General features: G+C 41.1%; 11 protein-coding genes and 2 pseudogenes. 7 read left to right on the top strand and 6 right to left on the bottom strand.

Annotation, left to right across the window (positions count from 1 at the left end):
* Window positions 1-128: 128 nt before the first annotated feature.
* Both B9L19_RS16665 and B9L19_RS16655 read left to right on the top strand, forming a co-directional pair.
* Window positions 129-566: pseudogene (locus B9L19_RS16665) on the top strand (PepSY domain-containing protein); the annotation flags it as partial.
* A gap of 189 nt (window positions 567-755) precedes the next feature.
* Entirely contained in the window at window positions 756-1,961 is a 1,206-nt protein-coding gene (locus B9L19_RS16655) for a S1C family serine protease (RefSeq protein ID WP_089113991.1), read from the top strand.
* A 1,136-nt stretch (window positions 1,962-3,097) separates the two neighbouring features.
* On the opposite strand, the gene B9L19_RS16645 is transcribed toward B9L19_RS16655, so the two are convergent.
* The 6 genes and pseudogenes from B9L19_RS16645 to B9L19_RS16620 all read right to left on the bottom strand — a co-directional run bounded on the left by B9L19_RS16645 (window position 3,098) and on the right by B9L19_RS16620 (window position 7,559).
* A complete protein-coding gene (locus B9L19_RS16645; protein WP_025948821.1) occupies window positions 3,098-3,298 on the bottom strand; it encodes a hypothetical protein in 201 nt (66 codons plus the stop codon).
* Between the two features lie 5 nt (window positions 3,299-3,303).
* Complete coding sequence (locus B9L19_RS16640; protein ID WP_025948820.1) at window positions 3,304-3,606, bottom strand: ferredoxin family protein; 303 nt, start codon at window positions 3,604-3,606, stop codon at window positions 3,304-3,306.
* Window positions 3,588-4,884 (bottom strand): annotated as a pseudogene (locus tag B9L19_RS16635) (FAD-dependent oxidoreductase). Before B9L19_RS16635 ends, B9L19_RS16640 begins: the two are co-directional and overlap by 19 nt.
* 279 nt (window positions 4,885-5,163) lie before the next feature.
* Entirely contained in the window at window positions 5,164-5,529 is a 366-nt protein-coding gene (locus B9L19_RS16630) for a hypothetical protein (RefSeq protein ID WP_089113990.1), read from the bottom strand.
* Window positions 5,496-6,731, bottom strand: coding sequence for an MFS transporter (locus B9L19_RS16625; RefSeq protein WP_089113989.1), 1,236 nt, complete (start codon window positions 6,729-6,731; stop codon window positions 5,496-5,498). The genes B9L19_RS16630 and B9L19_RS16625 overlap by 34 nt, the downstream gene beginning before the upstream one ends.
* Window positions 6,732-7,262: 531 nt before the next feature.
* Complete coding sequence (locus B9L19_RS16620) at window positions 7,263-7,559, bottom strand: hypothetical protein (protein ID WP_025950577.1); 297 nt, start codon at window positions 7,557-7,559, stop codon at window positions 7,263-7,265.
* Window positions 7,560-7,723: 164 nt separating this feature from the next.
* Here B9L19_RS16620 and B9L19_RS16615 point away from each other — a divergent pair, with 164 nt between their 5' ends.
* From B9L19_RS16615 to brxC, 5 genes are all read left to right on the top strand, one after another.
* On the top strand, window positions 7,724-7,909 hold the full coding sequence (locus B9L19_RS16615; protein WP_047753599.1) for a hypothetical protein: 186 nt from the start codon (window positions 7,724-7,726) through the stop codon (window positions 7,907-7,909).
* 606 nt (window positions 7,910-8,515) lie between these two features.
* Window positions 8,516-9,499 (top strand): 3'-5' exonuclease, encoded by a 984-nt coding sequence (locus tag B9L19_RS16610; RefSeq protein WP_341864967.1) that lies wholly within the window; start codon window positions 8,516-8,518, stop codon window positions 9,497-9,499.
* A gap of 13 nt (window positions 9,500-9,512) precedes the next feature.
* Window positions 9,513-10,112, top strand: coding sequence for a DUF1819 family protein (locus tag B9L19_RS16605; RefSeq protein ID WP_047753297.1), 600 nt, complete (start codon window positions 9,513-9,515; stop codon window positions 10,110-10,112).
* A gap of 15 nt (window positions 10,113-10,127) precedes the next feature.
* The gene (locus B9L19_RS16600) at window positions 10,128-10,667 is read left to right on the top strand and encodes a DUF1788 domain-containing protein (protein ID WP_047753296.1); all 540 of its coding nucleotides are present in this window, start codon (window positions 10,128-10,130) and stop codon (window positions 10,665-10,667) included.
* A 20-nt stretch (window positions 10,668-10,687) separates the two neighbouring features.
* The gene (gene brxC, locus B9L19_RS16595) at window positions 10,688-14,239 is read left to right on the top strand and encodes a BREX system P-loop protein BrxC (RefSeq protein ID WP_047753295.1); all 3,552 of its coding nucleotides are present in this window, start codon (window positions 10,688-10,690) and stop codon (window positions 14,237-14,239) included.
* Window positions 14,240-14,251: the final 12 nt, after the last annotated feature.

Genomic DNA, 14,251 nt, shown 5'->3' with positions numbered 1-14,251 from the left:
TATCAAATCGTTCGTGAAAAAACGGTGAAAACGCAGCCCATTCGCCGCGCAGAAGGCTGTTCTCTCAAAAAGAATTTTCACCATTTTTTCACCTTCCTTGGCTATCATGATGGACGAAGAGGAAAAGGAGGCAAACGGCGATGAGGAAAATGAGGAATTTGCATCTTTGGATTGGGCTGATCAGTTCGATCTTTTTGCTTGTTGAGGCGGTGACGGGGCTTCTTCTATCTGAGCCGTGGCTCATTGGCCAGGCGGAGCGCGGCGAGATGCACCGCGCCGCGCAGGAAGGAATGAACGCGTTCGGCGTGGGACAGGCGTCGGGAGCGGGGGCATCTACGGCCCCGATGGCGCCGCGCGCCGAGGGAGGCGGATCGTCGCTCATGATGTTCGTCCGCCAGCTGCACGAAGGGAGAATCGGTTCGCTTGACATCCGCTGGGCGGTTGATGTCGCGGCGGTGGCGATGATCATTTTGACCGCGACGGGGATTTTCCTGTCGATCCGCACGCTCGCAGCGGGACGGAGGCGGAAGCAGAAGCGGATGACGCCAGCGCCGGAGACGACATAACGTACGCAGGGAGGGATGAAACGATGCATCAGAACAACCGGAAGAAACAGCGACGCTGGTCTTCTCTTTATGCAAGGCCGATCGATGTCGGTGGCATCGTCGTATTTCGCCCGCCTTTTCACTGCTTGGGGGCTATTCGCGCAAAAATGCCGCATATGCGATTAGGAATCATGAAGGAGGAGATGACCCATGGACATGATGCCATTTGAACCAACCCCAACGCCAGAACCGAAACGCCGCGGCCGCTTCGTATCGTGGCTTGCCGCTTCCGTCGCAGGGGCGGTGATTGGGAGTGCGGCGACGTGGTATGTGGCGCCGAAATGGATGCACGGAGAAACGAATTCCCAAACGAAAACAGCGGAAACGACCGCAAAAAGCGAGGCGCTGCCATTGCAGCCGACGGCGAACGTCAACACGAACATGATCACCGCCATTAATAAAGTGGCGGATGCAGTGGTTGGCGTCGTCAACATTCAAAAGCAAGTCGACTTTTTCTCCGAACAAGCGCAAGATACGGAAGCGGGGACGGGGTCGGGCGTCATCTTTAAAAAAGAAGGCGATGCGGCCTACATTGTGACGAACAACCATGTCATTGAAGGGGCGAACAAAGTCGAAGTGGCGCTCGCGAACGGGAAAAAAGTGAAAGCCCAGATCGTCGGTGCGGATGCACTCACCGACCTCGCCGTCTTGAAAATCCCCGCTGAAGGAGTGACGAAAGTGGCGAGCTTCGGCGACTCGTCGAAGGTGGAAATCGGCGAGCCTGTCGCGGCGATCGGCAACCCGCTCGGGCTTGATTTGTCGCGGACGGTGACGGAAGGGATCGTCAGCGGCAAGCGGACGATGCCCGTCTCGACGTCAGCGGGGGATTGGGAAATCGACGTCATCCAAACGGACGCCGCGATCAACCCGGGCAACAGCGGCGGCGCGCTCATCAACAGCGCGGGGCAAGTGATCGGCATCAACAGCATGAAAATCGCCGAAACGGGCGTTGAAGGGCTCGGCTTTGCTATCCCGAGCGAGAACGTCAAACCGATCGTCGAGCAGCTGATGAAAGACGGGAAAATCAAACGCCCGTACCTCGGCGTCCAGCTTGTCGATGTGGCGGATCTGTCCGATGACGTCCGCACGAATGAATTGAAGTTGCCGTCGAACATCACAAGCGGGGCGGCCATCACGTCCGTCGAACCGTTCTCCCCAGCCGCCGAGGCCGGATTGAAATCGAAAGACGTCATCACGGCGATCAACGGGGAGAAAATCGACAGCGTCAGCGCGTTGCGCAAATATTTGTATACGAAAACAGCGGTCGGCGACCGGATTAACGTGACCGTCTACCGCGACGGGTTTGAGACGACCGTGTCCGTCACCTTAAAAGCGAGAGACAGCAGCCAGTCGTAGGAAGACATCGCCTCTTTTCCAGCGAATCGGCGGGGAAGAGGCGATTTTTTGTGGATGAAACAGAAGCGGGTCTGTGCCAGCAACACCGTTCCAGTGACTCAAAGGTGCCTTCGAAACGGCCGCATGTCCACAAGCAAGTGTGTACAATGGGAGCGCCCATGGATGAAACCGCCACGCCGCTCGGAAGGCTTTTGTGTTAGCAGGGCTTCGTCAGCTTTTGACTCAAGACAGCCAAGCTACAGGGTCGATGTTCCGAAGATTCTCTCACATCTGTGTACATCTCATATTTCGCACCATAGTAGAGGGGAGCGAGAGGATTTTTTATTCATTTTCCTGAATCCGTGATAAAGACGCGTTCAAAGCTGCCAAGAAAACTGGATCAATCAACAAAATATTGCACTCGGGGTTCTTCACCTAATAGGTGAACATTCGAAATGGAGTCGAAGTCTCGACACGATTGGGTTTCCCAGCATTTTTGATGCACTTCTGTCACGGATTCAGGCATCTCCTTTTGTATGAAAAATGATTTTGTTATGAGACCACATTTATCTAAAAATAATGAATCCACATGAGACTACTTTCATGCTTAGATGGGGAACGAAATCTTCTCATGAGCGTTTTTACAAAAATCTTCATCTCATATACTCAACAGATATAACTGCTAAATACACGATAAGACCAACAACTAGTATGACAGCTAACAAATTTCTATCAGATATGTCGTTTGTAAAATTTATCTTTATAATAATTCCCAATAAAAAAGCAAGTACCGTAGTAAGGATAATAGGAAAAATTGAAATGATATTGAACGTTTTTAGAGATTCATAGTGATTAATGCCCCACAATGTTACGAAATATAAACAAAAATAAAAACACGCGCTTATTATCGTAAACAATATAGCTTTTCGCATTATTCCCCCCCTTTTTTGCAAATGAAATTGCAATAAAAATTTCTGATTTTTCGTTTCCTCTGTTCTCTCTATACAAGTCGACTATAAATACAACACGGCAAGTGATCGACAGGATGTAAAGCAAAATGGCAACTTGTATAGTTCGTAAAATAATCATAAAAAAAAAAAATTATACGTCAACCCCTTTTTTAGAATAAATTGTATATAAAGAAACAAAAAACCACCCTACGATAAAGGGTGGCTCACATGAGAAGAAACGCGAATTGTTTGTTTTTTTGTTAGCTCTTCATCGACTTTTAACAGTTCTTTTTTCTCCCAGCTGACGAAGTAGTCTTCCCATAAGACGTGGCAACGATCGGCAGTCACTTCTAACACAATTCCTCTCGTTCCATCCGTATAGACGACGCAGTCTCCGATGTGAAACATGGCGATCACCCCAGACGGAAGACGATGCCGTAGCCGCCGCGTGGATATTCCCATTGAATGTTTTCATACGGACAGCCGATGCGACAGCTGCCGCACTCATGACACCCTTCATAGCCGACGTGCATCCGAACTTCTTCCCATTTATAGACAGACGCTGGGCAAAAAATCGTACAAATTTTATCCGGACATTTCGTTAAACAAATATTCGGGTCAAGCACGTGAAGATGCGATTTCGTATCCGCGTTAAAGCGGACTAAATATTGCTTTTCTTCGATCGTTTGCGCCTTCATCATTTCATCACCTTCCATGCTTTCATCATATCGCGCGCCAGCTTAAACTTCTGTTTCGTCGAGCCGAGGTCACGCCAAATTTTTTTCTGTTTTTCCCATTTTGATGCGCCGTCGACCGTAAACATTTGGCTTGCGGCGCGGTTCATCATCGGGATATATTGCTCAAAATATTGCGGGAATCGCTCAAAATGATGCGTCGCGTCTTTATATTTTTTCAAATCTTGCCCGATAAAGCTTTCCATCAACTTCATCCGGTACTGGTCAAGCATGCTTTCGGAAAAGTCGTTTTGCGCCTTCGCCATGATGATCGTTTCCGCTGCTAGTCGGCCAGATGTCATCGCCATATTCGATCCTTCGCGATGAATCGCGTTGACAAGCTGTGCAGCGTCGCCGACGACGAGCACCCCGTTGCCCGCAACTTTCGGAATCGAATGATAGCCGCCTTCTGGAATTAAATGCGCCAAATATTCGACCGGCTCGCTTCCTTGAATGTACGGACGAATCATCGGGTGATTTTTCACGTATTCAAGCAAATCATACGGTTTCATTTTATGCTTAATCAGCCCAGATAACAGCGTTCCGACACCAATGCTAAGCGTGTCTTTATTCGTATATAAAAAGCCCGTACCAACAATTCCTTTCGTCGCATCGCCAAAAATCTCGATCGTACAGCCTTGGTTTGGCTCGAGATTAAAGCGGTCTTCAATGACGGTTTTATCTAGCTTTAAAATTTCCATCGTCGCTAAAGCGACTTCATCTGGCCGCCATTCACGATGGAAGCCGAGCTGTTTTGCTAAAAGGGAGTTGACGCCGTCCGCTAATACGACGACATCGGCATAAATATCGCCATCTGGCCGATCCGTCCGAACGCCAACGACGCGCCCGTTTTCGACGATACATTCGACCGCTACGGTCTCACAAACGAGAAGCGCCCCTTGTTCCACTGCTTTTTCCGCAAACCATTGGTCAAACTTCGCCCGCAATACGGTAAAGTTGTTATACGGCTCACGCCCCCACTCCAATTCCTTTATAGCTGAACGTCACAGCCGATTCTTTATCCATCATCATAAATCGCTGCTCGACAATTGGGCGTTCGAGCGGTGCTTCTTTATAAAACTCTGGAATAATATCTTCCATCATTTTGCGGTACAATACACCGCCCATGACGTTTTTCGCGCCTGGGTATTCGCCACGCTCAAGCAATAGTACGTTTACCCCTCCTTTTGCTAGTTCATACGCACAAGCCGTACCAGCCGGACCTGCACCAACGACGATACAATCAAATTTTTCAGTCATTGGCAATCCCCCTCCTTCGCTCCAGCTGCCGCCTTTATTTTAGGAACTGTAGATGAGTACCTGAATCCGTGACAAAACATCTTTACAATAGTCGCAAACCATGGATACGATAAGGGAAAACGACGTTAACGACTTTTCATCAAGTAGGTGAATGTCATGAAAGATTTCCCGATTCGGTTTGTGTTTTCCAATTGGAAATCATAATAGTGTCCACCCCTTGGAGAGTTGTTTTTTTGGTCACTGTATATGATTTCCAAGGTGGTGGATTTTTATGTGCATTTATGCATTTGTTATGCGTTTTGCAACACGTTCTTTATGGTTTACTTTCGAACTAGGAAGTATTGCTTCTAACTCTTTTAAAGAAAGTATTTCTTTATCTGATACTGGAAAACGTTTTAACTCTAAAGAATTTTTTATAGAATCATCAAAAGGTCGCACCTTTTGATCCACGTATTCTTCAAATGCAAAGTAATATAATCCTTTATTTTTTTCTTTTATTAACCCCTCACTATTTAAATACTCATTCTTAAAATGGTGTACTACTTTCAAATCAAAAATTCCTTCGTAAGCATTAGCTTTTTTTTCAAAAAATTTATTATCTAAATATTTAACTATTTTATCGAGGAAGACTGGCTCACTATACACTTTTCATCACTTCTTTCCTTATACTTTATTTTAATAATAAAACAAAGTGATAATGTAATTAATTGAATAAATAGTGTAGATATTATTAAACCTAATTTCAAAACAACCCAACCGTATACCAAAGCAATTATAGGAGGAGGAATCCTTAGAGCCATTGATCTAAAGCTACTTATTTTTCCTATAAATTTTATATCAGTATCTCTTTGCATTATTGTATTGACAAAAATTAATGTCACACTAGAAAAGACTCCCGAGAGAAAAAAGAATAAAGACCCTAAGAACAGGTTTTTGAAGCAAGTGGCCAAAAAAACAAATGTGCAATAAAAAGTGATGTAATAAAATATTATAGATGAATCTTTGGATTTTTTTTTCAACTTAGGAGCAAAAAAAGCACCCAAAATTGAACCGATCGCAAGAGCTGTATTAAATACTCCTAAACCAAGAGAATCATACTCAGTTTTATCAGCAAGTATCGTCATTATTATACTTAATGGCGCCACTGAAAAATTAATAATAATAATATACCAAAGCGATTGTTTTAGGGTATTCGGAGCAGTTTTTAAATATTTCAAAGAATCTATAAAATGGTGAGAAATTTTTTTTGAAACAAGAGCTTGTTTTTCGTATGGAATTTCCGAAAGAAATAGTAATATTGCAGATATTAAAAAAGACAAGGCGTTAATTATAAATGAATTTACTATACCTAAGGTTTCTACCAAGATTCCACCCAACATTAGTCCAAATAATCTTGAGAAATTTCTAGAAAATTGAAACCAACTATTTGCATTGATAAGATCTTCCTTCCTAACAATTTGTTTGATAGTCGTTTGAAAACTTGGATCAAAAAAAGAAGAGAAAACAGATAAAAAAAACACAGTTATGTAAAGTAAAATTAGCTTACTATTGAACCCGAAAGACCAAAAAATAATCAAAAATAGTAATAATAAAAATCGTGCTATATCAGAGTATATCATTATTTTTTTTGTACTATATGTATCTGCTAAGACTCCCGAATAAAACGAAAAGATTATGATTGGTAAAAGTTGTGCCAAGGTTACTATTCCTAGTGCAATCGGTGACTGGGTAAACGAATAAACTCCCCATAGTACAGCTATAGACATAATTGAGTCTCCTATCCCTGATAATAAGGAAGCTGACCATATAAAAGCAAAATTTCGATTAAAAATAATTTGTTGTTTCATAAATGTTCACCTCTATAATAGAGTGAGAGTGTTTGCCAGCATGAAAAAAACCTGAATCCGTGACAGAAGTGCATCAAAAATGCTGGGAAACCCAATCGTGTCGAGACTTCGACTCCATTTCGAATGTTCACCTATTAGGTGAAGAACCCCGAGTGCAATATTTTGTTGATTGATCCAGTTTTCTTGGCAGCTTTGAACGCGTCTTTATCACGGATTCAGGTAAATTGATATTTTAATGATGTATTAATGCCATCTAGTTCCCATTTGTTATCATCAATGTTTTTTCTTAATGGTTGTACGTTTTTATCCTCATCTATTATTTTTACATCATGGATAATTAGAATAAAAAATTTTCACCATAGATACCTCCTGAGGAAGCAACGGGCTCGATGGCACTTTTCTCTGGAGAAACATAAGTGCTGTCTATGTACCTACTTACGAAGCAAACGTCAAGTTTGGGTGTTGCTCAACTATCCTGCTTAACACATTCTTTGGTGCCAAGCAGGATATATGGATAATGAAAAAATACGATTACTTTTTGACTCCATGATTATATTTAAGTTGATTATCTACTAAATTGATAGTGAAACGAACTAAAAACTCAACAGCAGAACCTTTTATAGCCCCTTTTACAGCTCCGGAAATTGGCTTTCCAGAAACTCTAGCTTCATTTATTCCATATCCTGTTCCAATAGCTGCACTTAATCCATAGGTATCTTCAAACGCTTGTTTAGCCGATTTTTTAACGATGTTCATCTCGTCTTTCCAACCTTGTTTAAACTCTTGACCTATGTGTCTAAGCTCATTACCTATTGATTTTAGATTCATAAGATCACCTCTTCTAAAAATATTTATTATTTACTTTTTATATTAAATTATATCATTTTTTGATTTTTGTAAATATTTTCATGTGGCATTTTTTTGTTGAAAAAAAGTATTTTTTCATCAAAAATAAACTTAAGGTTGTTAATAACAGGAGGGCAACTAATTTTATGCGTAAATTTGATTTTAGTAAATTTGATCTTAGCTTAATAGCTGCATTATTAATTGTTTTTCCTTTAGGAATATATAAAATTTTTTTTCAGAAAGAACATAAATTATATTCTATGATATTTGGTATCTTTTTAATTGCTATTTGTTTATATCAAGTATTTGAAATGTTAAAAAGACAAAAATAAACTCACTCCTTTTTCGGTACCGTCAAGAATTTTGTGTAATGTAAGATAGATAGGGTATCTCTGAAATGGATTTAGAACAGAGGGGGGGCTGTTTCCTCCACACAGGAGACTGAATATTCAGTCCCCTGTGTGGACAGAGGAAATCCCCTTTCTTTGCTCATTTGTTTATTTACAATATTTCGTTAATTGTAGCGTTCTTCAAACATTCGTTGCAGGGCTTCGTCAGCTTTTGACACAAGACAGCCAAGCTACAGGGTCGATGTTCCGAAGATTCTCTCACATCTGTGTACATCTCATATTTCGCACCATAGTAGAGGGGAGCGAGAGGATTTTTTATTCATTTTTTAGAAAAATTTTTAAACCAACACCACTAGCGATCGTATCCTTTTTTTACCATCGCTAGTGGTTCCTTATTTCATCAGACGTACATACTCTCGTCCATCCCTAATCCTTGCAGAATCCTTCGCATAAATAGCATGAATTCGAACGTCCATGGTGTGGAAACTCCTTTGCTTTCCTTGTGTACCAAGGACCTATTCGACATCGGGATGAAAAAATCCTCCCGATTTTCGTCGGGAGGGTGCGAAATGTGAGTTAGATGCGAAAATCAATGGAAAAAAACTGCAGTACGAACACATTGTTATTGATGAAGCGCAAGATTATAGCCCGTTTCAACTTGCGATTATGAAAGATTATGCGAAATCGATGACGATATTAGGCGATATTGCGCAAGGAATCTTTTCTTTCTATGGACTTGACCGTTGGGGAGAAATAGAATCGTATGTTTTTAAAGAAAAAGAGTTTAAAAGACTTCACTTGCAGACAAGCTACCGCTCGACAAAACAAATTATGGATTTGGCCAACAGGGTGTTATTAAATAGCAATTATGATTTTCCGCTTGTCATTCCTGTAAACCGTCCAGGGGACGTTCCTACGATTAAGAAAGTCGAAAGCATCGGTGAGCTTTATGATGAAATAGTAAATTCGATACGATTATTTGAAGAAAAAGGTTATAAAAAAATTGCGATTTTAACAGCGTCTAAACAAGGAGCCATTGATACGTATGACCAGTTAATGAGACGTCAAATTACGCAAATGGAAGTGATTACAGAAGGACACCAAGCGCTGAAAGAGAAAATTGTTATTATTCCTTCCTATTTAGTCAAAGGCCTTGAGTTTGATGCGGTGATTATCGAAGATGTAAGTGACGAGACATTTAAAGATGAAACGCAACATGCTAAGATGTTGTATATGTCTATTACTCGCGCTCATCACGACTTACATCTATTTTACCGTGGAAATATATCGCCACTATTGGAAGAGCGAGACCCTAGCGCGCCGCCAAAACCACGAAAATCATTTGCCGACTGGTTAATTACGGATATAAACGATCCGTATGTGGAACCACAAGTGGAAGCGGTAAAACGTGTGAAAAAGGAAGATATGATTCGTTTATTTGATGACGAAGAAGAAGAGTTTGTTGAAGAAGCGTTTGAAGATGACCGCGAACGATATTACGATTTCCATGCTTGGTTGAAAGTTTGGCGCCGCTGGGCGGAAATGCGAAAACAATTAGACGAAAAATCGTAAAGGTTGGGATGTAGTGTTGAAGAAATATTCCGGAGGGTTTACAGCGGAACACCTTTATAGAAATGAAATGAAAACCATTGTTCATTTACAACTACAAGGATTATCGAAAGAGGAAATAAAGAAAAAAGTTTTTGAAGAAAATTTACTTCATTGTCGCAGCGAGGCGGCAATAAAAGACCTATTTCCTCGCGTTTATCGACGAGCCGAAGTCCTTGATCAGCAGCTAAAGTTTTTTCTAATACATGGAGCACGTTCCGACCAAAACGCGCTCCTACTATATGCATTTTTAAAGCGTTTTACGTTTCCTCGTGATTTTGTTTTGGAAGTGATTCATTATAATATGAAAAAGTTTAAGTCAACGGTAACAGAAGGAAATATTCGCACGTTTTTTGAAGAAAAGGAACAGCAATATGAACAAGTGAGAAACTGGACCGATAAAACAAAATATAAACTAAAGCAAGTGATGTTAAAAATAATAGTAGATGCCGAATTGCTTAAGAAAAATGGAAACGAATACGAAATTAAACCGATTCCATTAAGCAGAGAGTTGCGTGATTACGTCGAACGAAATCCAAACTATCGTGATTTACTCATCTTAACATTGAACGAATAATATAGGAGGTTTACGGTGGAGATTCAAAAAAAATTAGATCGTTTTTTTGAAGAGATTCAAAAAGATGAATTTTTGCAGATGAGAGGATTAGGAAATGAAGTACCGTATTTCATTTTTGATTACGAACCGGAACATGAGTTAATTGTCCGTCAATCGATCCGATATTTTATGAATCGAACTCATTTAAACATTAAAGTGCTCAATTTATTGAAAATGGTTATTGAACTATTTGACGATATTGGATTAGAAGGGTTAAAACAATTTGAGGAAGAACAAGGAACGGAAGCTTTGTTTGACGCTTTGCGGCCAACGATCGAAGAAGAGGAGCTCGTAGATAAAATTGCCGAAGCGGCAGAACAAGCACAAATCATTTTTATCACCGGTGTTGGGAGTGTATTTCCATTAGTACGGGCTCATGAATTGCTAAATCAATTGCATCCGAAAGTAACCAACGTGCCAATCGTTATTTTTTATCCAGGAACATATACAGGGCAAGGCCTGAGCCTATTTAATCGTTTCGAATCCAACGGATATTATCGGGCATTTTCTATCTAATGGACAGAGGAGGGTTCGCAGTGTTACAAAACACATTTACTATTCAGGAACTGTTTAAAAAGCCGATTGACCGCGAAATTAATGGGGTAGTGCAAGCGGGACAATACGACGAAAAAGTGGTTCACAGCGAATTAGAAGAATATGTCATGACGAAAGAAATCAGCGAAAATATGAAGTATTTCTTTGAAAACTACACTTATAGTTTTGACCATCCGACGACAAAAATAGGGGTATGGATTTCCGGCTTTTTTGGTTCAGGTAAATCCCATTTTCTAAAAATCTTATCTTATTTGCTTAACAACGAAACCGTATATGGCAAACGAGCGGTTGATTTCTTTGCAGAAAAAACAGATGACCAAAAATTATTAGAAATGATGCAGCGCTCCGCTACGTTTGATAGCCATGCGATTTTATTTAACGTTGATTCCAAATCAGCGGGCGGTAAAAAAGAAAAAGCAACTATTGTAGAAGTATTTTTAAAAGTATTTAACGAATATCTAGGATACTCTCCAACGCTTTGGATTGCCCATATCGAGCGGCAATTGGCGGACGAAGGAGTATACGAGGAATTCGTAAGACATTTTGAAGAAATAGAAGGGAAACCGTGGAAGGAAGAACGGGCGCGGATTTTATTAAAACGCAAACCGTTCATTCAGGCGTTAGCTAGATTAGGATATGACGAAGAAACGTCGGCAGGCTTCTTGGACGCGGCTAAGAAAACGTTTGAAATCAGCTCAGAGGAATTTGCCAAAATCGTGGCCAAACACGTCAAAGAGAAAGGAGACAACTACCGCCTTACATTCCTTGTCGACGAAATCGGCCAGTATATTGGCGATGATCCGAACCTTATGTTAAATCTACAAACCGTTGTCGAAGATTTGGGTAACTATTGCCAAGGAAAAGTGTGGGTGATTGTTACTTCTCAAGAACAAATCGATGCCGTAACAAAAATTAAAGGCGCTGACAATTTTTCTAAAATTCAAGGCCGTTTCGCGACACGTATTCACTTAACGAGCTCTAATACGGACGAAGTCATTAAACGCCGTCTATTAGAAAAATGGCCGGCAGCTGCCGATCATTTAAAAGTTGAATTCGAACAAATCGGACAAAGTTTAAACAATACGCTAACGTTTGAAAAAGATACGTGCGTGCTTCAAAGCGGATTCAAAAATGAAGAAGAATATGCGGCGATTTATCCGTTCGTCCCATATCAAGTCGAATTGTTGCAACGGGTTTTTGATAAAGTACGCCGCCAAGGGGAGGCGGGGGCTCATTTAGCGCACGGAGAACGCTCCTTATTAAACGCCTTCCAGGAAGTTGCGTTGCAATTAAAAGACCAAGATACAAACCAATTGGCCCGTTTTTCCCAATTTTATGAAACGGTTAAACGATTTTTAAGCACCTCTGTTTCGGCGACGATCGCATCGGCAGCGAAACGCGAAGGCATCACAGAGTTTGACGTTGAAGTGTTAAAAGTGTTATTTATGATCAAGGGGATCGAGCAGATTAAAGCAACGGTAGAAAATATTACCACTTTGCTTGTCGACAGTGTAGACTGCATAAAAAATGATTTAGAAAAAGAAGTTCGCCGTTCGTTAAACCGTCTTCGCCGAAACATGTTAATTGCGGAAAATGCGGATAAAACGTTCGTGTTCTTAAGCGATGACGAACAAGAGATGAATCGCGAGATTGAACACGAACATATTAACGAAGCGAACGTCATTGATGAGTTGGGCAAAATATTTTTCGAAGATATCGTGCAAATGAAGTCATATCGTTATCAAAAAACACATGACTTTGAATTCAATAAAATATTTGATACGTACACTCGCGGTGGGCGAACGAATGAACTAACCCTTCAAGTATACACGGGAGATGTCACGGAAGAACAAGCGCGGGCCGAGGCAAACTCAGGCATTTTAGTCATGCATATTCCACAAGAATTTACCGAAAAGTTTTTTGAACCGATGGAATACGCGTTGAAAATCCGATCCTATGCAAATAAAAAAATTTCCACGAGCTTGACGGAAAGACAACGTAAAATACTGGATGAAAAACGCCAGCAAATCACCGAATTTGAAAAGAAAGCAAAAGAAGCGCTAGCCGAAGCGGCGGTGCATGCGACTTACTATGTGCAAGGACAAGAATACCGTTTTAACGGCAGTTTAGAAAATCAGCTGCAAAGCGCTTTTGAAATTCTTGTCCGTAATACGTACAGCTACTTAAGCTATATGGAAGAGCCGGTTCCTGTCAAAAACGCGAACGATACGATTTATGAATGGGCCACAAAAGGTCTTCCAGCGAAATTAGATGGAACGTTTGCCAACCATCTTGCGTATGACACGGTGTTTCGTTTCCTTGAACAAAGCCGCAATCGGCAAATGGTGACGATGAAATTGCTTGTAGAAAAATTTAAAAGCGCGCCTTACGGCTGGAGCGAAAACGATATTGCCGGATTAGTAGCTGCTTTAATGCATGATGGAAAAATAAAATTAACGTATTTAGGAGAAAGTTTTGATACGAGTCATCCACAGTTTATTTCTCGGATTACAAAAGCGTCTGAACGCGAAAAAGTAATGATTGAGGCGCAAATCGCCATTCCAAGCCACAAACGTAAAATCGTCGTAGAAATGATGCGGGAGTTATTTAACTTCTACGATGTTGGCGAAACGTATGATGAAATTGCAAAGAACATTCGCGTGCAAATGCAAAAACATTTCTTAGAACCAATAACAGAGATGCTGAAAATAAAAGAATATGAAGATCCGCAATATCCATATCCAGGCGGCATTCAGCTCGCGAAATTAAAGAATAGCATCGAGGAATTGTTGTCTTATTCCAAGAGCGAGAATCTCGTTGAGGAATTCATTGAGTTAGATGAAGACTTGGAGGAATGGTTAGAGAATATACAAACTTTATCTGCATTCTATAAAAAAACCGCCATTCGCTATTTTGACGAAAGCGTCCGTCTATTAAAAGAGCGTGCGGATGATCTGGATATCGCAAAAAATCAAACAGAAGTACAAAAAATTAAAAATCAAATTGTTTCCATCTTGACAATGGATCATCCTTATCGAGAAATTCCTAATCTACCAATCTTAAACGAGAAATTAAGAACAGAACTTACGAATTTTGTAAAGAAAGAACTGGGCGCTCAGCTCGAACAAATGGAAGAAATTCGCCGCAAGATGGAAGAGTTGAAAGAGCGGTACAGCATCGAAGAGATCAAAACAATGGTTCAACATGAATTAGAAGAGCTGCAAGCCCGTATAGAGCAGCTGAAAGATATGGACAGCATTTCCCGTGTCTACTCCTACACACAAATGGCGACAAACGATTTGCGTCGTTTGGAAGAAAAAGTGTATGAACTGTATGTACAATATCAGTCGGAAACGAGTGACGGCGATGATCGTCAAGTGGAAGTGCCAATCTCACGATTCATCCAAGTCATGATACCGTCCGGTCAAGTCGAAATTCGTACTGAAGATGACGTGGATCGTTTATTAGAAAAAATGAAACAGGAACTGCTAAAAGAAATTCAGAATGGAAAAGTTGTCGTCATTAAGAAGTAGAAGGAGTCAGGA

The organism is Geobacillus thermocatenulatus (assembly GCF_002217655.1).
Lineage (GTDB): Bacteria > Bacillota > Bacilli > Bacillales > Anoxybacillaceae > Geobacillus > Geobacillus thermocatenulatus.
This window is presented reverse-complemented; position numbering and strand designations above follow the sequence as displayed.

What these genes read in the sequence shown, in the direction of transcription:
- B9L19_RS16655 (WP_089113991.1), top strand. Translation starts at nt 756, where the DNA reads ATGGACATGATGCCATTTGAACCAACCCCAACGCCAGAACCGAAACGC.
- B9L19_RS16645 (WP_025948821.1), bottom strand. Translation starts at nt 3,298, where the DNA reads ATGTTTCACATCGGAGACTGCGTCGTCTATACGGATGGAACGAGAGGA.
- B9L19_RS16640 (WP_025948820.1), bottom strand. Translation starts at nt 3,606, where the DNA reads ATGGAAGGTGATGAAATGATGAAGGCGCAAACGATCGAAGAAAAGCAA.
- B9L19_RS16625 (WP_089113989.1), bottom strand. Translation starts at nt 6,731, where the DNA reads ATGAAACAACAAATTATTTTTAATCGAAATTTTGCTTTTATATGGTCA.
- B9L19_RS16620 (WP_025950577.1), bottom strand. Translation starts at nt 7,559, where the DNA reads ATGAATCTAAAATCAATAGGTAATGAGCTTAGACACATAGGTCAAGAG.
- B9L19_RS16615 (WP_047753599.1), top strand. Translation starts at nt 7,724, where the DNA reads ATGCGTAAATTTGATTTTAGTAAATTTGATCTTAGCTTAATAGCTGCA.